This window comes from Chryseobacterium nepalense (assembly GCF_023195755.1).
GTDB lineage: Bacteria > Bacteroidota > Bacteroidia > Flavobacteriales > Weeksellaceae > Chryseobacterium > Chryseobacterium nepalense.
Genome location: NZ_CP096203.1, coordinates 3,922,218 through 3,942,606 on the forward strand (window position 1 = coordinate 3,922,218; position 20,389 = coordinate 3,942,606).

Consider the following 20,389-nt stretch of genomic DNA (forward strand, 5'->3'; position numbering starts at 1 on the left):
ATGAAAAAAATACTCTATTGTTTGCTTGTAGGAGCTTCCTTTATTTCTCAATCCTGTATTAATGATAATGAAGATCCTGTATCGGTAGCCAAAATAGAAGGTGCCATTGCAGATCCAAAGGTAGGTGGGGCAACACAACCCAATCAGGTGTGGATCGACCTCAGCGAAACAGACCCGATAACGAAAGGACCTGTACAAAAACTGACCAGAAGAACCGATTGGGATCTCGCCCTGTATTCAGGACCGGAATTTAAAGTCGTGTTGAATTCTTCCATCATGATGGCTGCAGCTAAAATCCCTAATGTTACGGATTTCAGTCAGGTAACGGAAGCTAGCGTTTCCACCTTGAAAAATCAGGTTCAGGTAGCCAACTTCAATCCTGCCAACGAGGTTTATATCGATGATGTTAAAGGAAATTTTCCTTCCGGATATACTGCTATTGAAGAAATTAAAGCCAATGATTCTGAGAATGCGGTTTATCTTGTCAATATGGGTAAAGAAATCTATAATGGTTCCGTACCCATTGGTTCCGTAGCTACGGGAGGCGACAGCCGCGGATGGAAAAAAGTGCAGATTATACGCTCAGGAGAAGGATATAAAGTAAAATCTGCTGATATAGATGGAAACAATTATTTTGAAATAACGGTAGCCAAAAATGCTCTCTATAACTATAATTTTATCAGTTTAAAAAATAAAAATGAAGTATCCATTCAACCCGAAAAGAAAAAATGGGACCTGTGTTTCACGGTATTTACCAACACGATTGCCGGAGCAGGAAGCTATATTTATGCCGACTTTGTAACGATCAATAATGTTGGTGGAACAGGCGCTTACGAGGTAATTGTTCCTGCAGGAACTTCAGGAGTGGAAGCGTATAATAATTTTAAAACTTCTGATATTAATTCTTCCAAATTCATCTACAACGATCAGCGCGTAATCGGTTCCAACTGGAGAAATCCTGTAGGTACCAATGGTCTGGAAGTTTACGGGGACCGGTTTTATATTCTCAAAGATCCCAACGGGTATTATTTCAAGCTGAGATTTACCAGACTTACCAAAGCCAATACGGACGATCAGGGAGTTAAAGACGAAAGAGGTTTTCCTTCTTTCGAATATAAACCTTTATAAATTAATAATATTTAATATCAGTGTACTTAGCTGAGTGCAACGCCTTTGCGAACGGAAATATTCACAATTATTTTTAACAAATCCTTTGTGGACGTTGCGTTACATCAAATTAAAATAAACAAATAATAAGTATATCTATGAAAAAATTCATCCTTGCAGCTTCTGTACTGATGGCAGTATTTTCCTGTAAAAAGGAGGAAGGTGCTAAAACGGAAACTAAAACGGAAACAAAAGCCGAAACACCGAAATCAAGTAATAAAATTGTAACGCTTAATGGTGGGATCACGGAAATTGTAGCAGCTTTAGGCCACGAAAAAGAAATCGTGGGAACAGATGTTACCAGTACTTATCCGGAATCTCTTAAAGCGACAGCGAAAGATTTAGGGCATGTACGATCAATGACAATTGAGCCGATCATGGCCGTATCTCCGACATTGATTTTAGCTTCAGATAAAGACATTAATCCTGAACTGATGGGTAAAATCAAATCTTCAGGAATTAAAACTGAAATTTTTAAGCAGGAATTTACCGTAGACGGAACCAAAAAGCTAATTGCAGATGTTGCAAAAGCCATCGGAAATACAGATTATCAAAAGCTCAACGATAAAATTGATGCTGATTTGAAGCAGATTCAGCCGATCGCTAAGAAGCCGAAAGTATTATTCATCTACGCCAGAGGAAATATGCTGATGGTTTCAGGAAAAAATACACCAATGGCTTCTTTAATTGAAATTGCAGGAGGCGAAAATGCAGTTAATGACTTTGAAGATTTTAAACCTTTAACACCGGAGGCTGTGGTAAAAGCAAACCCTGATGTTTTATTCTTCTTCACCAGCGGACTGCAGGGTGCAGGAGGAAATGAAGGCGCGCTTAAAATGCCGGGTGTTGCCCAAACCAACGCCGGTAAAAATAAAAAGATCATCGCAATGGATGGCGGACTGGTTTCCGGTTTCGGGCCAAGGCTGGGTGAGGCTGCTGTGGAATTAAACAAACTTCTCATTGAAAACGCAAAGTAAATTATACGTTTACCTTACCATAAGTGCCATACTGCTTCTCATCATAGCAGTATGGTCACTTAATACCGGAGTTTATGATTTCGCCGGCAAATCTGCTTTTGAAGTGTTGGGAAAAGTTATAAAAGATGATCTGCACTTGTCTTTAAGTGATCAATATGTAGTCTGGGACGTAAGGGCTGCCAGGATTATGATGGCCATACTTATCGGAAGTATGCTTGCCGTTTCCGGAACGAGCCTTCAGGGACTGTTTAAAAATCCGCTGGCAACAGAAGATTTAATCGGACTGACATCGGGAGCAACGTTACTTGCTGCAATTACGATTGTTTTAGGAGGACATTTCAGACAGTATCTTCCTGAAGCTGTACAATTTTCACTGGTGGGTATTGCCGCTTTTGCCGGTTCATTATTATCAATGTTGTTGGTGTATAAAATTTCAACAAGGGGAGGAAAAACCAATGTGGTTATGATGCTGTTGTCCGGAGTTGCCATTACAGCCATCGGATTTTCTATCACCGGATTCTTGATTTATATTTCAAAAGACGAACAATTGAGAGATTTAACATTTTGGAATTTAGGAAGTTTAGCCGCTGCGACCTGGACGAAGAACATCATTTTAGGAATTGTCCTTCTGATTTCCTACAGCATTCTGTTGCCTAAAGGTAAAGCATTGAATGCCATGATGCTGGGTGAAAAAGATGCGCAACACTTGGGAATCAACGTCGAAGCCTTGAAAAAACAGATTATCATTATTACGGCATTAATGATCGGAAGCTGTGTGGCATTTTCGGGAACAATTGGGTTTGTCGGACTTATTGTACCGTATATTTTAAGACTTTTATTTAAATCAGATTATGCTTTTATCCTGCCTTTATCAGCAATCTGCGGAAGTATTTTATTATTAACGGCAGATACATTCAGCAGGAGCATTGTTGAACCTTCGGAGCTTCCTGTCGGGATTTTAACAGCATTAATGGGAGGTCCGATTTTCATTGCCATTTTAATTAAATTCAAAAAATCACTGTCATGATAAAGGCACATCAGATCAGTTATAGACACAAAGAATTTCATATTCTGGATTCGGTGGATGTTCATCTCGGATATGGTGAATTTTTGGCTATCGTAGGCCCGAACGGAGCCGGAAAATCAAGTTTGTTGAGTATCCTTGCGAATGAAGTAAAGTCAAAACAACGGGTTTTATTTAAAGATAAAAATATCAGCGACTGGAAAGTCAATGAGCTTTCAAAACATAAGGCAAAATTTTCACAGCACAACAGCAATGATATTCCGCTTGAGGTGAAAGATGTTGTGATGATGGGACGCTACCCGTATTTCGATGCACAACCGGCTCAGGAAGATTATGAAGCCATGAATTCCATGATGTTCGAAACCGATATTTTCCATCTTAAAGAAAGAGAATACAATACGTTATCAGGAGGCGAGAAGCAAAGAGTGCACTTATCCAGGGTCATGGCACAGCTCCAGAATGAAATTGCCCACAAAGTTCTTTTTCTTGATGAGCCTCTGAATAATCTGGACGTAAAACATCAGTACAAAGCATTGGAAATCATCAAAAAATTTACAGAAAAAACGAATTCAGCCATTGTTGTACTCCATGATCTGAATCTTGCGGCGCAGTACGCGGATAAAATCTTATTAATGAAATCTGGACGTGTGACGGCCTGTGGAACACCGACAGAAGTTTTTACCGCTGAAAATATCAGTGAAGCCTACAATTTTCCCTGCACGATCTGTGATCATCCGATTACGGGCAGGCCAATGATTATTTTTGGATAAAATGGAAAAACAGGATTTAAAAATATTAGCACAGAACCTTGCCAATCCGCAGGGAAAGAAGGGAATTGAAATTGGTGAGATAATGAATGACACCAATATCGGAATGACACTGGAAAGTATTCAGACGCTTTTAATAGAAGACGATGAATACATCCTTGAAATCGGGCACGGAAATGCTGACCACGTAAAAAGCATTTTAAACAAAGCTACAAATATAAAATATACCGGAATTGATATTTCCGAAACCATGCACAACGAGGCAAAAAGACTGAATAAGCATTTTGAAGGTCAGGCGGATTTTGTTTTGTATGAGGGAAGGAAATTACCATTTCAGGATAAAACTTTTGCCAAGATATTTACGGTAAACACCGTGTATTTCTGGGAACAGCCTGTTGAATATTTAAATGAAATATACCGGGTTCTGAAGGACAACGGAACCTTTGTACTCACATTCGGACAACGGAATTTCATGGAAAAACTGCCTTTCACACAGTTTGATTTCAAATTGTACAGCAACGCTGAAATGGAAGAAATAATCTCGAAAAGCAATTTTAAAAGAATGAAAATTTCAGAACGGGAAGAGCAGATCAAAAGCAAAACATCAGAAGAAACAATAACAAGAAATTATACAATTTTAACCATTAAAAAATAAAATAATGAGCACATTAGTACACGATCTTAAAGAAAAATGGGAAGCTCTTAAAGCAGATAATCCTCATTTGAGAATTCGCAATGCAGCGGCAGAGCTGGGTGTAAGCGAAGCAGAACTGCTGGCTACGAATGTTGGCGAAGGTGTAACGGTTTTAAAGCCGGAATTTAAAGATATTCTGACGGAAGCGGAACAGCTGGGAAAAGTAATGGCGCTTACCCGTAATGACGAATGTGTTCATGAAAGAAAAGGAACCTACCTGAATGGTGATTTCAGCAGTCCTCATGCACAGCTTTTCGTGGGAGAGGATATTGACCTCAGAATTTTTCTTAACCATTGGAAGTTCGCTTTTGCAGTGGTGGAAGGTGATAAAAAAAGCCTGCAGTTCTTCGGAAAAGACGGACTGGCATTACATAAAATCTATTTAACCAAAGACAGTAATGAGGCTGCTTTTGATGCAATAGTGGAAAAATTTAAAGCAGAGGAGCAGCATTCAATCATAGAATGCGAAGCGGTAGCTCCTAAAGCGGAAGAAAAGCCGGATTCCGAAATTGATGTGGAAGGTTTCCAAAAAGCCTGGACGGACCTGAAAGATACGCATGATTTCTTTATGATGACCAGAAAATTCGGGGTGAGCAGAACGCAGGCATTACGACTGGCTCCGGAAGGTTTTACCAAAAAAATCGACAGCTCGAAAGTAGTTAACGTTTTGGAAGACGCTTCTGAAAAACAGCTGCCAATCATGATTTTTGTTGGAAACAGAGGAATTATCCAGATTCATACCGGGAATGTGAAAAAAACACTTTGGCACCAGCAATGGTTCAATGTGATGGATCCGGATTTTAACCTTCACCTTGATGTCACAAAAATCGCTGAAGCATGGATCGTGAAGAAACCTACGGAAGACGGAGAGGTTACCGCTATTGAAGTATTCAACAAAGAAGGAGATTTCATCGTACAGTTTTTTGGAAAAAGAAAGCCTGGTATTCCAGAACTACAGGAATGGAAAAACCTTGTTGCAGACCTTGAAAAATAAATAGTTAGATCGTTTTTTTAGCCGTTTTGTTTTGTGCAGGGCGGCTTTTTTGATTTAAACACAATTTGCAAAAATATTTCATAAATAACCCAAATCCTTTTATTAAATTATCATGGACCTGAAAAATCAAAAAGTATTGTGATATTTGTGAAAATTATTTGTGTTAAAAAATAAATAAAAATGAAAAACATTTTCTCAATAGTATTGCTTGTTTTTTTCTGTTCATTGAATGCCCAGAATTTTAAAGCTTATCAGTTCTATAATAAAAAAGGAAAAGAAATCAGCACCGAAAAAATGGTTAAGGAACTTGCTGATTACGATATTATTTTCTTTGGTGAAAATCATAATAACTCTATCAATCACTGGCTCCAGCTGAAAGTTACCGAGGCGCTTTACCAAAAGAAAAACGGACAGCTGATCCTGGGTGCAGAAATGTTTGAAAGAGACAATCAGGAACAGCTTAATAAGTATCTTTCCGGAACATTCGATTCCAAAGGATTGAAAGATTCTGCCCGTTTGTGGAATAATTTTTCAACAGATTATAAACCTTTGGTTGATTTTGCAAAAGCCAAAAAACTGCCTTTCATTGCCACCAATGTTCCCAGAAGATATGCTTCCCAGACTTCAAAGGAAGGACTGGAATCTTTGAACAGTTTACCGGCGAAAGATAAAACCCATATTGCACAGCTTCCGATAAAAGTCACTCTGGAAACGCCAGGTTATCAGGAAATGAAAAAAATGATGGGAGACCACGCGGAAGAAATGAAAGTAATGAATTTTGTCTCCGCACAAGCCATTAAAGATGCCACCATGGCGGAATCGATTCTTAAAAATATTCAGTCCGGAAAAACATTCATTCATTACAACGGAAATTACCACAGCAAAGAGTTTGGTGGAATTTATTGGTACATCAGACAAAAGAATCCTGATCTTAAAATGGCTGTAATCTCCGTTTTTGAATCGGAAGATCCTGAGCTGAAAATTCCGGAAAAAGAGTATGTGCCAACAGATTTTAACCTGATATTGCCTGCGGATATGACGAAAACGTATTGAAGGTAAGAGGTAAGAGGTAAGAGGTAAGAGGTAAGAAGTAAGAAGTAAGAGGTAAGAAATGTTCTTGTAGATTCAATTTATTTTTGCTGATTACATGGATTAGGCAGATTTTATTTAAGTCTTAATTTTAGAATTTAAATAAAACTTAAAAAAATCAATAAAGTTATTCACGATCATCTGAGAATCTGTATACAAAGAGATCCCGAAAAGTTACTATGATCTTAAATAATACGAATCGGCTTTGAAAAATTTAAAACATCTTTTATTTTTGTCTGATATTCCGGTAATATGAAAAAAATATCATTTCTCTTCATCTTTTTAATGAGTCTTTTGAACGCACAGAAACTTTCTTCTGATGAGATTTTTATAATTAATCAGGGAGATACCAATACTGCACTGCCGATTTACCAGACTACTGATGAACATCAGCATAAAACTTTACTAAGTCTTTCTACGGAAATTGATCCGTTGGATAAAAATACCGCAGTTTTAGTTAAAAGAATGAAAGAATCCCTGCTGTCAACGGATGGCGGAGTAGGAATCGCGGCACCGCAAGTGGGAATCAACCGCAAAGTGATCTGGGTACAGCGGTTTGATAAACCCGGTGAACCGTTGGAATACTTTATCAATCCGGTCATTGTCTGGAGATCTGAGCTGCAGAATCTCGGTCCGGAAGGCGACCTCTCGATTCCTGATTTCAGGGATCAGTTTTACAGAAGCAAAGTGATCCAGCTGGAATATGTTGACTTAAAAGGGCAAAAATATTCTGAGATGGTGGAAGGATTTACCGCCGTTATTTTCCAGCATGAGATCGACCATCTTTTCGGAATTTTAATTTCTGATAAAAAAGAGAAAGAAAAGAATAATGCGTACCAGAAAGTGGACGCTTTTAAAAAAGCAGATTCTGTGACCAGATAGTTTCTGTGATATGAAAAAATCTGCTTCCTGAGAAACAGATTTTATTTTAACCGCAAACCGAAGGTTTAAACTTCATTACAGGTAAAAGCTAATTTCTAATTATTCGTTACCGAAAGTTTCACCTCGATATTATTTCTTGTAGCGTTGGAGTAAGGACAGATCTGGTGTGCTTTTTCTGTTAAAGACTGTGCTTCTTCCAGGGGAACTCCTGGAATATTGACATCAAGCTGAACAGCCAGCCCGAAACCTCCGTTTTCAATTTGTCCGATGCTTACTTCCGCAGTAACAGTTGTCTCTCCTGTCTGGACTTTTGATAAAGAGATCACCCTGTTCAGTGCACTGTCAAAACACGCTGAGTATCCCGCTGCGAAAAGCATTTCCGGGTTGGCAAACTCATCATTGGCACCACCTAATGCTTTCGGCATTTTAACATCTAAATCAAGGACTCCGTTGTCGCTTTTTACATGTCCGTTTCTGCCTCCTGTTGCTGTTACTTTTGTTGTATATAAGGTTTTCATTTATTTTTCTATTTTATTTAATATTTTTAATACACTTGTCTTAAGATCAATCCAATCCTGCTTGGATACATCGATCTTTTTATATATTTTTTCCGGAATTTCACAGGCTTTTGCTTTTAAAGCTTTCCCTGTTTCCGTGGTGAATACTTCAACCACCCTTTCATCTTCTTTTTTTCTTTTCCTCAGGATGAAACCTTTGGTTTCCAGCCTTTTCAATAAGGGCGTCAGTGTCCCGCTGTCGAGATACAGCTTTTCTCCGATATGGTTTACTGAGAGACCGTCATTTTCCCATAATACCATCATTACAAGATACTGGGGATAGGTAATATCCAGCTCATCAAGGAACGGACGGTAAAGGCCGGTGATCTCTTTTGCGATTACATACAGCGGAAAGCAGAGTTGGTTTTGCAGTTTTAAAGATTCCTGTTGTTCCATGATGTGAAAAAATTAAGGTGGTGATTATTTTTTAATGATAAATTCCTCCATCGGAATTCTCACTTTTTTCATGTGGGAAAGCCAGTCGTTTTTTTCGTCCCGGTATCCCAGATACAGTAAACTTACGCTCTTTAATCCTAAAGCGCTCAGTCCTAAAATTTCATCCACCACTTCATTGCTGAACCCTTCTGCAGGGGTGCTGTCGATTTTCAGTTCTGCAGCCTGAGCCATGGCAAGTCCGAGAGCAATATAAGTTTGTCTTGCCGTATGAGCGAAATGCTGTTCAGGAGTTTGCGCTCCGTATATTTCTTTAAGTTTATCAGTGTAGCTTGAAAAACGGCCTTTAGGCAGATCTCTCACATCAGTATGATAATCATATACTTTATCGATTTTTTGATCGGAATAGCTGTCCCATGCGGCGAATACCAATACGTGGGAAGAATCTCTCATCACTTCAGGATTTAAGGCTCCCTGAACCATTTTCTCTTTTAATTCCTGATTTTCAACAACAATAACACGGAATGGCTGTAAACCCGATGAAGTGGGAGCAAGCCTTGCTGCTTCTAAAATTTTATTTAAATCTTCTTCTTTGAGTTTTTTTGTAGGATCATATGCTTTTACAGCATGTCTCCAGTTTAAATCTTCTATTAATGACATTTTGTTAATTATTTTATTTTGAATTAGTCTATGCAAAAATGTTGCCAAATTAAATTGTGTGCAATTTAATTATTGAGTGTAGTTTTTAAAATGCTTGAAAGTAAATGTTAAATCATTTTCTTCTTTTTGGATAAAGAACCGGAAAATTCCTTCTCCAACAAAGGAAGATACTTTTCCGTACTGTCAGCTTTCAGGAGTAATGTGATTTTGAAAATTCCTGACGTCAAAGCTTTGAAGAAAAATCAGCCAGTTTTTTTCGGTCATTTTTACAGTTTGTTCATCTGTTGCATGCAGAATAATTATTAAAAAAAAAATCTGTCTACACGGACAGATTCTATAGTTAAAAAATTATTTCATAAGCAATTCCGCCTCAAAAACCTCCGTAAAATGCTTTTTGATTTTTTCTTTAATATCTTCCATTTCTTCAGGTGTAAGTTCTCTTTCCAGCTCTCTTTTTAAGGAAGTTACCTGTTTGTCTTTGATCCCGCACGGAATGATGTATTCGAAATAGCGCATATCAGTATTTACATTTAGTGCAAAACCGTGCAGCGTAACCCATCGAGAAGCTTTCACGCCCATTGCGCAGATTTTCCTGGCGTAAGGTTTTCCTACATCCAGCCAGACTCCGGTTTCCCCTTCGGAACGTTCGCCTTTCAGTCCGTATTCTGCAATGGTTCTGATGATCACTTCCTCCAGATTTCGCATATATTTATGAATATCGGTGAAAAAGTTTTCAAGATCTAAAATTGGATAGCCCACAATTTGTCCGTATCCGTGATAGGTAATGTCACCGCCGCGGTTTACCTTTACAAAAGTCGCATCGATTTCCTTTAATTTGTCGATTCCGGCGAGCATATTTTCTTCATGTCCACTTTTTCCTAAGGTATAAACATGCGGATGTTCTACTAAAAGGAAGTGGTTGGGTGTAGTAGCATGCTCTTCTGCAGGCAGATCTCGGTTTTTGATTTTAAGATCAATGATGTTTTTCATCAGAGACTCCTGATAATCCCACGCTGACTGGTAATCTCTTGTTCCCAAATCTTCAAATTCTACAACTTTATTCTGATGTGTATTCATTTTATTTTTTGATGACACAAATTTAGTGATTTTTACGCTTTGATCGAATGGATGAAATCTATAGCCTCCTTCTTCCAATTTCTATGACTGAGTAAAATATCGACAAAGGCAGTTCCTATAATTCCGCCGGCGGCTTTTTGGGTCACATTTTCAAAATCCTGTTTTGTTTTAATCCCGAAGCCGATCATTACTGGATTTTTTAAAGCTAAAGAGGAGATTCTTGAAAAATAGTCTTCATTTTTTAAATCTGCATTTTGATTTCCGGTGGTCGATGATGAGCTTACGGCGTACAGAAACCCGGAACTTAAAGAATCCAGATACAAGATCCTTTCACTTGATGTTTCCGGAGTGATGAGAAAAGTAAAGTTCAGGTTGTATTTTTTAATAATTGAATGATAGTTTCTTTCAAATTCAATGGGAGGCAGGTCAGGAATAATAAGTCCTGAAACACCGCTTTCGGAACATTCTTTACAAAACCTTTCAAAGCCGAAGCTTAGCACTGGATTGATGTAACCCATTAAAATCAAAGGAATGTTTGTTTCATTTTTAATTGATTTTAATTGTGAGAAAAGCTTGTCGATGGTCATTCCGTTTTTCAATGCCAATTCGTGAGCCTTCTGAATAACAGGTCCGTCGGCAACCGGGTCGGAATAAGGCATTCCGATTTCGATCATATCCGCACCGGAAGCCTGAATAAGTTTTATAATTTCTCCGGTGTCTTCCAGTTGAGGAATTCCTGCAGTGAAGTATATGTTTAGTTTTTTCATTTTAAACCTTTTTTAATGTTGTTGTTTTAACCGCAAAAGAGACAAAAGATATTTGTAAATATTAATCAAAACCAACAGCTTTCAAAAGTGTAAAATCTTTGATTATGTTTTCTTTAATAATTTACTTCTTTTACGGGTTGATAAAAACGTAATACTATTTATTTATAAATGTTTCAGATAGGTTTCCATATCTTTATCCCCACGGCCGCTGAGGCAGATCACCACAAGATCATCTTTTTCGAATCTTTTTTTATCCAAAACGGCTAAAGCATGAGCACTTTCCAGAGCCGGAATAATGCCTTCGATCCTGGTGAGCTGAAACGCCGATTGCAAGGCTTCCTCATCATTAATGCTGAAAAATTCTGCCCGGTTTTCTTTAAATAAATTAGCATGGAACGGCCCAATTCCCGGATAATCCAGACCTGCGGAAATGGAATGGGGTTCAATGACCTGTCCGTCAACTGTTTGCATCACCAGACTTTTGCTTCCATGAAGAATGCCTAAAGTTCCCAGAACAGTTGTGGCAGCAGATTTTCCCGAATCTACTCCGAAACCTCCGGCTTCGGCTGCGATCAGTTGTACATTTTCTTCCTCTACAAAATGGTAAAAAGCCCCTGCAGCATTGCTTCCGCCACCAACGCAGGCAATGACGTAATCAGGATTTTCACGCCCCGTCTGTTCCAGCAGCTGTTCTTTGATTTCTTTTGAAATAATACTCTGAAATCGGGCTACGAGATCCGGAAAAGGGTGTGGTCCCACCACACTTCCAATGACATAATGTGTGGTTGAGGGATTGTTGATCCAGTCGCGCAAGGCTTCATTCACCGCATCTTTTAATGTCTTGGAACCTGAAGTTGCGGGAATGACTTCTGCGCCGAGCATTTTCATACGGGCAACGTTCGGAGCCTGCCTCTGAATGTCGATTTCGCCCATGTAAACAATACATTCGAGACCTAATAAAGCACATGCTGTTGCAGTAGCTACTCCATGTTGACCTGCCCCGGTTTCTGCAATAATCCTGTTTTTTCCGAGTCGTTTTGCCAATAAAACCTGGCCGATCGCATTGTTGATTTTGTGGGCTCCGGTATGGTTAAGGTCTTCTCTTTTGAGGTATATTTGGGTATTGTATTTCTCGCTTAAATTTTTGGCAAAATACAAAGGGGTTGCACGCCCAACGTAATTTTTTAATAAGCTATGATATTCTCGTTGAAAACTTTCAGATTCAATGATTTCAAGATAACCGGATTGTAATTCTTCTACATTGGGATAGAGCATTTCGGGGATGAAAGCTCCTCCGAATTCACCGTAATATCCGTGTTTATCGGGATTTTTGTAATTCATATTTTGGTTTTTAAAGTTATATTATTTTGATTGGGCGAGTCCCGAAGGGACGGCCTATGTCAGGATTGGATGCAGTCCAATTAAACTAATCCCATAAATATTTTTCATCATATTTCATTTTATGTTTTTCAAGAATGCCTATCAGCTCATCTTTGTAATGGATTTGCTGGTGATGCTGTCTTTGGTTTCTGATATATTTTCTGACAACAAATACATTTTCTTCAGTCACTGAAAAAGCTCCGTAGCCATCCTGCCAGAAGAAATTTTCATATTCTTTTCCTTTTGTTTTTATCCATTTTGATGAATTGGCTTTAATTTCCTGAACTAATTTCATTAATGCAATTTTCTTTGACAAAATGCAAAGAATATGAATATGATTATCTGTTCCTCCAATTTGCAATGCTGTACTTTCTAAATTTTTACAAATGACCGCGATGTATGAAAATAATTCTTTTTCTATTTTTTCATCAATGAAATCTTCCCGATGTTTTGTGCTGAAAACAATGTGTACATAATTTTTTACTAATGATTGTGACATCTGTTTGTGTTTTTAAATTATTTTGATGTAATTTAAATCGGACTTACATCCGATTCTGTTATAGGTCGTCCCTTCAGGACTCCGTTTTGTGGATATATTTGTTTAGCATTTTTATTTTTTCCAAATCTTTGACACCGGGTTTTATTTCAAAGCGCGAATTGATATCGATGGCGAAGGGTTTTTGCTTTAAGAGCTTTATTTTTTCAATATTCTCTGATGAAATGCCGCCGCTTAGAAAATAGGGAAGTGAGATTTCAATGGAGTTCAAAATGTTCCAGTCGAAAGTTGTTCCGGTTCCGCCAAAGGCTGTAGAATCGGTATCAAAAAGAAAATAATCTGCTGATTGGTTTTCATGGATAATTTGCGGTAACTCATGTGAGTTTTGATTTCCCATTCTTATGACTTTAATAATTCCGGTTTCCGGATGTATTTTTTTTCTTAATTCAATAGTAAAATCTTTGCTTTCATCGCCGTGGAGCTGGATAAAATTCAATTTTGCTTTTTCTGCGGTCTTCGCTATTCTTTCTAAACTTTCATTCACAAAAACCCCGACTTTTCCCCGATGTTTGATTTCTCCAATTTGTTTTAAATTCAAATGATTTAAAATATATCTGGATGATTTTTCATAAAAAATAAAACCAAGAAAATCCGTTTTCATTGCAGTCAGCTCTTCGATTTGTTCCAGTTGTGTTAAACCGCAAACTTTCAGTTTCAACAGATCATTTCCGGGTAGTAGTTTTTGCTGCTCCATCATTGTTAAATTTTTAAACTGTTACATTGTTACATTCAAAACAAATTCTCTGAACTTATTTCCCGGATTTTCATCTTTCATAAAGTATTCTCCCATAAGGAAACCGTCAAACCCTTTTTCTTTCAAATACAAGAAATCTTCAATGCTGTAAATTCCGCTTTCGGCAACGGAAAAGGTCTCTTTTGGAAGCAGGTTTTTTAACTGAACGGAATGTTCGAGATCTACACGGAAATCTTTTAAATTCCGGTTGTTGATTCCAACCAGGTCAATATTTTTGTTGTAATGTTTTAATTCTTCTTCGGTATGAATTTCCAGCAAAACCTCTAATCCGAGCTGATGAGCGAGATCTGTAAATTCATCAACTTGAGAAACAGAAAGACAGGCAGCAATAAGCAATACGATATCGGCTCCCATATTTTTAGCTTCATAAAACTGATATTCATCCACCATAAAATCTTTTCTTAAAATAGGAATACTGATCTGTTGCCGTATTTGAATGATATCATCAAAGCTTCCTCCAAAAAAATCCTGATCTGTTAATACCGAAATTGCGCTTGCTCTAGACTTTTCATACGCTGAAGCGACGTCTAACGGAGAAACATTGTCATTAATAATTCCTTTTGAAGGAGACTTTCTTTTAAATTCGGCAATGATTCCGCTTTTGGTTTTGATGGTTTTCTTCAAAGAATAGGTTTTTCTCTCAAAGAATGCTGAATCTTTAAGCAGCTGAACAGAAATTTTCGACTTTGAAAACTCAATTTCCTCCTTTTTTCTCTGAACGATTTGATCAAGTATATTCATAAGGTATTATTTTAATAACAGTTCGAAGCTGTTCAGTGCTTTTCCGCTATAAAGACTTTCTTTAGCAAGGGTTAGACATTCGTTGTAATCCCCGAATTTTTTTGTATGAAGAAGCGCAACGGCAGCATTAACCAAAACCACTGCATTTTGCTGTGACGTTCCTTTTCCTTGTAAAATGTTTTTAAATATTTCCGCTGTTTCCTGAATAGATGATCCCGCCTGAATGCTTTCAGCAGTTATAGGTTCGAAGTCCAGATCCGATGTCGAATATACTTTCTCGCCCTCTTTGGTAATGATTTTCGTGTCATAGGTGAGGCTGATTTCATCGTAACCGTCCATTCCGTGAACGATCATAAATTCACGTTCATCTTTTTGCAGCAGGTATTGATAAATTCTTGCAATCTCAAGATTATAAACACCTATTACTGAAAACCGGGGCTTGGCAGGATTCACCAATGGACCCAGAAGATTAAAAAATGTTCTTAGTCCGAGTGACTTTCTCAATGCGCCTACGGATTGAAGGGCAGGGTGAAAGTAAGGTGCGTGAAGAAAACAAATATTGGATTGATCCAGTTCTTTTTGTAGTTCTTCCGAAGTTTTTTTGAAGACATATCCTGCTTGTTCCAGAACATTTGAAGAACCTGTGAGAGTTGATGCTCCGTAATTTCCGTGTTTTATTACTTTTTGTCCGGCACCAGCAACAACAAAGCTCGCTAATGTAGAAATGTTTATGGTATTTTTTCCGTCGCCACCTGTTCCCACAATGTCAATCGCATCATCTGCATTAATTTTTACCGGAACAGCCATTTGCAGAAGAGCTTCACGAAATCCCTGAAGTTCAGGCAGCGTAATATTCCGCATCAGGAAAATGGTTACAAAAGCGGTTACTTCAGTAGCATTAAACTTATTTTGTGCAATTTCAATCATAATGGCTTTTGCCTGCGATTTAGACAAAGTATGATGATTGAAAAGATATTCAAGAATCTCTTTCATTGATTTTGATTTAGATAAATTATTAATCCAGCAGAAAGTTTCTGATAATCACTTCTCCTTCCGGTGTCAGAATGCTTTCAGGGTGAAACTGTACGCCATGAACATCATAGGTTTTATGCTGCAATGCCATGATCATTCCGTCTTTATCTACTGCTGTTATTTCAAGCTCTTCAGGAAAATCTTTGGGATTCACTACCCAGCTGTGGTATCTTCCCACTTCCATTCCGCTGTTGAGATCTTTGAAAATTTTCGTCTCCTGTTTTATAATTTCTGCGGATGTTGCAACACCGTGGAAAATTTCCGAAAGATTAATAAGGCTTCCTCCAAAAGCTTCTGCAATAGCCTGCTGACCGAGGCAAACTCCTAAAATACTTTTTGTGGAAGCATATTTTTTAATTAATTCCAGTAAAATTCCGGCTTCTTCAGGAATTCCGGGTCCGGGTGAAAGTACAATTTTATCGTATTGATCAATCTCTTCCAGCGTAATTTCGTCGTTTTTCACTACATCTACTTTAATCTGAAGTATTCTTTCGATCATCTGAACCAGATTATAGGTGAAGCTGTCGTAATTATCGAAGACAAGAACTTTAGTTGCTGGTTGTTGGTTGTTGGTTGTTGGGTTATATTTCATTTTATTTTTTCATTAATTATTCTGCCAGCTTTTCTGCCTTTTCCACTGCTTTTTTCAACGCATTAAGCTTATTATTGACTTCCTGCAGTTCACTTTCAGGACTTGATTTCGCGACCAGTCCTGCGCCTGCCTGATAATACAACGTGTTATTTTTGCTTAAAAAGGTACGGATCATGATGGCCTGGTTGCAGCTTCCGTTCAATCCGAAAAAACCGATGCACCCGCCGTAATAGCCACGGGAATTTTTTTCGTAGGTATTGATAAGCTGCAAAGCTTTATGTTTTGGGGCTCCGCTTAAAGTTCCCTGTGGAAAGGTTGCCGCCATCATTTCAAACGGCTTTGTGTTTTCCGGTAAATCTGCTGTAACTTCACTTACCATATGAATAACGTGTGAAAATAACTGTATTTCCTTGAGCTTTGTTACGGTCACATTTTTTCCCAGCTTTCCGAGATCATTTCTCGCAAGGTCAACGAGCATGGTATGTTCTGCATTTTCCTTAGGATCTTTTTTTAAAGATTCAGCCGATTGCAAATCGGTTTCAAAGTCGCCGGTTCTTTTGAAAGTTCCCGCAATAGGATGGATAATCGCTTTGTTATCTTTAATAATCAATTGGCTTTCAGGACTTGAACCGAATAATTTATAGTTTCCGTAATCAAAGAAAAATAAATAGGGTGAAGGATTGATATTTCTCAAAGCGCGATACACATTGAACTCGTCACCTTTGAATTTCTGCTCAAATCTTCTGCTCAGAACCAGCTGGAATACATCGCCTCTCATACAATGTTTCTGTGCCTTTTTTACCAGGTCAATATATTCTTCATCCGTAATATTCGAGGTTTCTTCTCCGTTTTTTTCAAAAGGATAAATTGCGGGGTTTTTGTTTTTAATAAAGCTTTCCAGTGTGTATATGTCAGATCTTATTCCTTCAATTTGATTTTCAATAAGGTGCATTTCATCATTATAATGGTTAATGGCAATCACATATTGGTAGAGCCGGTAGCGCATAAGAGGAATTTCTACTTCCGGACTCTGTGGCTTAAATTCAAGTTTTTCAAAGAACTGTACGGCTTCAAAACTGGTATATCCGAAAAGGCTTTGAGCGGTTTCTGCAATTGGATCATGTGTTTTTTCACATTCAAACACATTTGAAAATTCGTTAAAAATACCGGCAATATCTTTATCTAAATCACATTTTATGGGCTGTCGTCCTGGAAGTTTAACCTCATATTCATGGATGTTTTTAACTTCAATACCGGCGATGGCATTAATGGCAATAAACGAAAAATTATTTTCGATATTTTTAGAGTCCGAACTTTCCAGCAGAATGGTATCCCTGAATTTGTCACGCACTTGCAGGTAAATATTCATCGGAGTCTGAAGATCTCCGAGACTTTTTCTGGAAACGGTTTTTATTTTTATTTTTTTACTGAACATTGCAGTTTCTTTAAATGATTTAAACAAAAAAAAGACTTCAACGGAATACGTCAAAGTCTTTATTATATAATTTTAAATTATAATCGCTGTACAAGAATCACCAACACGACAATAACTTCAGACCCGACGAAGAGTTTGAAAGCCACCACCAATTTTTATTGTTGTTGATATTAAACATGCCACAAATGTAAATATTTTTTTCAATACAAAAAATAAAATCCGGAAAAATTAATTCCCATCCATTATCATTCTAATGATGACAAACCTGCTGCATAAAGTCTTAAAGAAGTAATTTATTTCTCAGAAATATTTTTAAATCGGATAATTATCATGAGTTTAAAACTTTATTTTTTATATTTTTGCTTAATAATTTTATAGAAAATGAAAAAAGTATTAGCAATCGCATTTATCGGAGGTTTATTAGTGGCTAACTGTTCTAAAAAGCCAAATCATGACTTACAAGACAGCAACACAATGTTGCCTGAGCCGGACGCCCCAACTGCAGTACAGCAGGATTCCAGCGCAACCACAAGAGATACACCGGAAGCTGATGTGAATGCTGCGATGTCAGTTCCTGCCAAAGATGCAAAAGCTGATACGCTTACGAAATAATGAAAAGACTTTTTCTTACGGGGATCATGGGCTTATTCCTGATTTCCTGTTCCAAAAAAGAAAATGTACCGGTTGATACAGCATCTCCGGAAAAAAGGGTTGATGCGGGATCTGCAAAAAGCAGTCTTTCCGGAGAACAGATGATCGAAAGTCTGGACTGTTCCGGATGTCATGCGGTTAATGAAAGAATGATAGGACCTTCTTACCAGGAAATTGCAGATAAATATGCTGAAAAAGATATTGAACTGCTTGCTTCCAAAATTATAGAAGGCGGCAGTGGAGTCTGGGGCAGTGTGCCGATGGCACCTCATCCTCAGGTATCAAAAGAAGAGGCAAAAAAAATGGTGGAATATATTTTAACATTAAAGAAAAAATAATTTCATCCTGAAAAATAATAAAGCTGTTTCTCATTACGGGAGACAGTTTTTTTTATCCTTATTTAGCAATAATCTTACCCAATTTACTTTGAAATGAGACAAAATTTTGAATTTTAAGGACAAAAACCCTTATCTTTGCGCGTTATTGAAATATAGAAATAATGCAATTATCAGAACAGGAAATTATCAGAAGAGAAAAGCTGAACAAGCTTGTTGAAATGGGGATTAACGCATTCCCGGCAGATGAATATGTAATTACAGATACTACAGAATCTATAAAACAGGATTTCGCTGATAATAAACAGGTTAAGATTGCAGGAAGATTAATGTCAAGAAGAATTCAGGGAAAGGCATCTTTCGCTGAATTGCAGGATTCTACAGGCAGAATCCAGGTTTATTTCAACAGGGATGAAATCTGTACCGGTGAAGACAAAACTTTATACAATGAGGTATACAAACATCTTTTAGATATAGGAGATATTATCGGGGTTGAAGGAGAACTTTTCACAACGCAGGTTGGCGAAAAAACGGTTTTGGTAAAAAACTTCACCCTTCTTACAAAATCACTTAGACCGCTCCCTCAGGCAAAAACTGATGAAAACGGAGTGGTGCATGATGCATTCAATGATCCGGAACTAAGATACAGACAGCGTTACGTAGATTTAACGGTAAATCCTCAGATAAAGGATGTTTTCGTGAAAAGAACCAAATTGTTTAATGCGATGAGGACATTCTTTAATGATGCCGGATATTTTGAGGTGGAAACTCCGATCTTACAGTCTATTCCGGGAGGAGCAGCGGCAAGACCTTTCATTACACATCATAATGCTTTAGACATTCCATTATATTTAAGAATTGCCAATGAATTATACCTGAAAAGATTGATCGTGGGCGGTTTCGACGGGGTATACGAATTCTCCAAAAACTTCAGAAACGAAGGAATGGACAGAACTCACAATCCTGAGTTTACAGCCATGGAAATCTATGTAGCTTATAAAGATTACAACTGGATGATGGATTTCACGGAAAAATTACTGGAATTCTGCGCTATTCAGGTAAACGGTACGACAAAGGCTACTTTTGGTGAATATGAAGTAGATTTTAAAGCGCCTTACCAAAGAATTTCAATGACGGATGCAATCCTGAAATTCACAGGTTTTGATATTACAGGGAAAACAGAGCAGGAATTGTTTGATTTCGCAAAGTCTATCGGAATTGAGGTGAACGAAACAATGGGTAAAGGAAAAATTATTGATGAAATTTTCGGGGAGAAATGTGAAGGAAACTTCATCCAGCCAACTTTCATTACCGATTATCCTATCGAAATGTCTCCTTTGACGAAGAAACACAGAAGCAAAGAAGGTCTTACGGAACGTTTTGAGCTGATGGTTTGCGGAAAAGAAATAGCGAATGCTTACTCGGAGCTGAATGATCCGATTGATCAGAGAGAACGTTTTGAGGATCAGTTAAAATTGTCTGAAAAAGGGGATGATGAAGCAGGTCAGTTTATCGACGAAGATTTCTTAAGAGCCCTGGAATACGGAATGCCGCCAACATCAGGTTTAGGAATCGGAATGGACCGTCTGATCATGTTCTTAACGAATAATGCATCCATTCAGGAAGTATTGTTCTTCCCGCAGATGAGACCTGAAAAAGCAGTTCCGCAAATAGAATTAGGTGAAGACGAAAAAGTGATTCTTGAAATTTTAAATTCCCAGGAAGAACCGTTTACTTTGGCAGAAGTGAAAGAAAGAAGCCAGCTTTCCGGTAAAAAATGGGATAAAGCTTCAAAAACTCTGACAAAGAATAATCTGGTGAAAGTTGAAAAGATTGATGAGGTTTTGTTGATAAAGTTAGCATAA

23 protein-coding genes are annotated in these 20,389 nt (G+C 37.8%); 11 read left to right on the forward strand and 12 right to left on the reverse strand.

Annotated elements, in window-relative coordinates; all coding sequences use genetic code 11:
- The 8 genes from M0D58_RS17745 (at position 1) to M0D58_RS17780 (ending at position 7,594) form a co-directional block, all read left to right on the forward strand.
- Positions 1-1,128, forward strand: a complete 1,128-nt coding sequence (locus M0D58_RS17745; RefSeq protein ID WP_248392255.1) for an HmuY family protein — start codon at positions 1-3, stop codon at positions 1,126-1,128.
- Between the two features lie 137 nt (positions 1,129-1,265).
- The gene (locus tag M0D58_RS17750; RefSeq protein ID WP_248392256.1) at positions 1,266-2,144 is read left to right on the forward strand and encodes a heme/hemin ABC transporter substrate-binding protein; all 879 of its coding nucleotides are present in this window, start codon (positions 1,266-1,268) and stop codon (positions 2,142-2,144) included.
- Positions 2,128-3,171 (forward strand): FecCD family ABC transporter permease, encoded by a 1,044-nt coding sequence (locus M0D58_RS17755; RefSeq protein ID WP_248392258.1) that lies wholly within the window; start codon positions 2,128-2,130, stop codon positions 3,169-3,171. The genes M0D58_RS17750 and M0D58_RS17755 overlap by 17 nt, the downstream gene beginning before the upstream one ends.
- Positions 3,168-3,938, forward strand: coding sequence for a heme ABC transporter ATP-binding protein (locus tag M0D58_RS17760; protein WP_248392260.1), 771 nt, complete (start codon positions 3,168-3,170; stop codon positions 3,936-3,938). Before M0D58_RS17755 ends, M0D58_RS17760 begins: the two co-directional genes overlap by 4 nt.
- A 1-nt stretch (position 3,939) precedes the next feature.
- A complete protein-coding gene (locus M0D58_RS17765) occupies positions 3,940-4,590 on the forward strand; it encodes a class I SAM-dependent methyltransferase (RefSeq protein WP_248392262.1) in 651 nt (216 codons plus the stop codon).
- A 4-nt stretch (positions 4,591-4,594) separates the two neighbouring features.
- Entirely contained in the window at positions 4,595-5,623 is a 1,029-nt protein-coding gene (locus tag M0D58_RS17770) for a hemin-degrading factor (protein WP_248392263.1), read from the forward strand.
- Between the two features lie 180 nt (positions 5,624-5,803).
- On the forward strand, positions 5,804-6,676 hold the full coding sequence (locus M0D58_RS17775) for a ChaN family lipoprotein (RefSeq protein WP_248392265.1): 873 nt from the start codon (positions 5,804-5,806) through the stop codon (positions 6,674-6,676).
- 288 nt (positions 6,677-6,964) lie between these two features.
- A complete protein-coding gene (locus tag M0D58_RS17780; RefSeq protein ID WP_248392266.1) occupies positions 6,965-7,594 on the forward strand; it encodes a peptide deformylase in 630 nt (209 codons plus the stop codon).
- 95 nt (positions 7,595-7,689) lie between these two features.
- Here the strand turns inward: M0D58_RS17780 and M0D58_RS17785 are convergent, their stop codons facing one another.
- The 12 genes from M0D58_RS17785 to M0D58_RS17840 all read right to left on the reverse strand — a co-directional run bounded on the left by M0D58_RS17785 (position 7,690) and on the right by M0D58_RS17840 (position 17,538).
- On the reverse strand, positions 7,690-8,112 hold the full coding sequence (locus M0D58_RS17785; protein WP_248392269.1) for an organic hydroperoxide resistance protein: 423 nt from the start codon (positions 8,110-8,112) through the stop codon (positions 7,690-7,692).
- Complete coding sequence (locus M0D58_RS17790) at positions 8,113-8,547, reverse strand: MarR family winged helix-turn-helix transcriptional regulator (protein ID WP_248392272.1); 435 nt, start codon at positions 8,545-8,547, stop codon at positions 8,113-8,115.
- Positions 8,548-8,571: 24 nt separating this feature from the next.
- Entirely contained in the window at positions 8,572-9,204 is a 633-nt protein-coding gene (locus M0D58_RS17795; protein WP_248392275.1) for an NAD(P)H-dependent oxidoreductase, read from the reverse strand.
- 348 nt (positions 9,205-9,552) lie between these two features.
- Complete coding sequence (gene lipB, locus M0D58_RS17800; protein WP_248392292.1) at positions 9,553-10,281, reverse strand: lipoyl(octanoyl) transferase LipB; 729 nt, start codon at positions 10,279-10,281, stop codon at positions 9,553-9,555.
- A 32-nt stretch (positions 10,282-10,313) separates the two neighbouring features.
- Positions 10,314-11,048, reverse strand: coding sequence for a tryptophan synthase subunit alpha (trpA, locus tag M0D58_RS17805; protein WP_248392318.1), 735 nt, complete (start codon positions 11,046-11,048; stop codon positions 10,314-10,316).
- A gap of 162 nt (positions 11,049-11,210) precedes the next feature.
- Complete coding sequence (trpB, locus tag M0D58_RS17810) at positions 11,211-12,389, reverse strand: tryptophan synthase subunit beta (protein WP_248392321.1); 1,179 nt, start codon at positions 12,387-12,389, stop codon at positions 11,211-11,213.
- A gap of 85 nt (positions 12,390-12,474) precedes the next feature.
- On the reverse strand, positions 12,475-12,927 hold the full coding sequence (gene tnpA, locus M0D58_RS17815; protein WP_248392325.1) for an IS200/IS605 family transposase: 453 nt from the start codon (positions 12,925-12,927) through the stop codon (positions 12,475-12,477).
- A gap of 73 nt (positions 12,928-13,000) precedes the next feature.
- Positions 13,001-13,681, reverse strand: coding sequence for a phosphoribosylanthranilate isomerase (locus M0D58_RS17820; RefSeq protein WP_248392328.1), 681 nt, complete (start codon positions 13,679-13,681; stop codon positions 13,001-13,003).
- An 18-nt stretch (positions 13,682-13,699) separates the two neighbouring features.
- On the reverse strand, positions 13,700-14,479 hold the full coding sequence (gene trpC / locus M0D58_RS17825) for an indole-3-glycerol phosphate synthase TrpC (RefSeq protein ID WP_248392331.1): 780 nt from the start codon (positions 14,477-14,479) through the stop codon (positions 13,700-13,702).
- Between the two features lie 6 nt (positions 14,480-14,485).
- Complete coding sequence (gene trpD / locus M0D58_RS17830) at positions 14,486-15,472, reverse strand: anthranilate phosphoribosyltransferase (RefSeq protein ID WP_248392334.1); 987 nt, start codon at positions 15,470-15,472, stop codon at positions 14,486-14,488.
- A gap of 22 nt (positions 15,473-15,494) precedes the next feature.
- Positions 15,495-16,103, reverse strand: coding sequence for an anthranilate synthase component II (locus M0D58_RS17835; protein ID WP_248392337.1), 609 nt, complete (start codon positions 16,101-16,103; stop codon positions 15,495-15,497).
- A 16-nt stretch (positions 16,104-16,119) separates the two neighbouring features.
- Positions 16,120-17,538, reverse strand: coding sequence for an anthranilate synthase component I family protein (locus M0D58_RS17840; RefSeq protein ID WP_248392340.1), 1,419 nt, complete (start codon positions 17,536-17,538; stop codon positions 16,120-16,122).
- Between the two features lie 381 nt (positions 17,539-17,919).
- Here M0D58_RS17840 and M0D58_RS17845 point away from each other — a divergent pair, with 381 nt between their 5' ends.
- The 3 genes from M0D58_RS17845 to lysS all read left to right on the forward strand — a co-directional run bounded on the left by M0D58_RS17845 (position 17,920) and on the right by lysS (position 20,389).
- Complete coding sequence (locus M0D58_RS17845; protein WP_169229170.1) at positions 17,920-18,150, forward strand: hypothetical protein; 231 nt, start codon at positions 17,920-17,922, stop codon at positions 18,148-18,150.
- Positions 18,150-18,527, forward strand: coding sequence for a c-type cytochrome (locus tag M0D58_RS17850; protein WP_248392343.1), 378 nt, complete (start codon positions 18,150-18,152; stop codon positions 18,525-18,527). Before M0D58_RS17845 ends, M0D58_RS17850 begins: the two co-directional genes overlap by 1 nt.
- A 161-nt stretch (positions 18,528-18,688) precedes the next feature.
- Positions 18,689-20,389 (forward strand): lysine--tRNA ligase, encoded by a 1,701-nt coding sequence (lysS, locus tag M0D58_RS17855; protein WP_248392346.1) that lies wholly within the window; start codon positions 18,689-18,691, stop codon positions 20,387-20,389.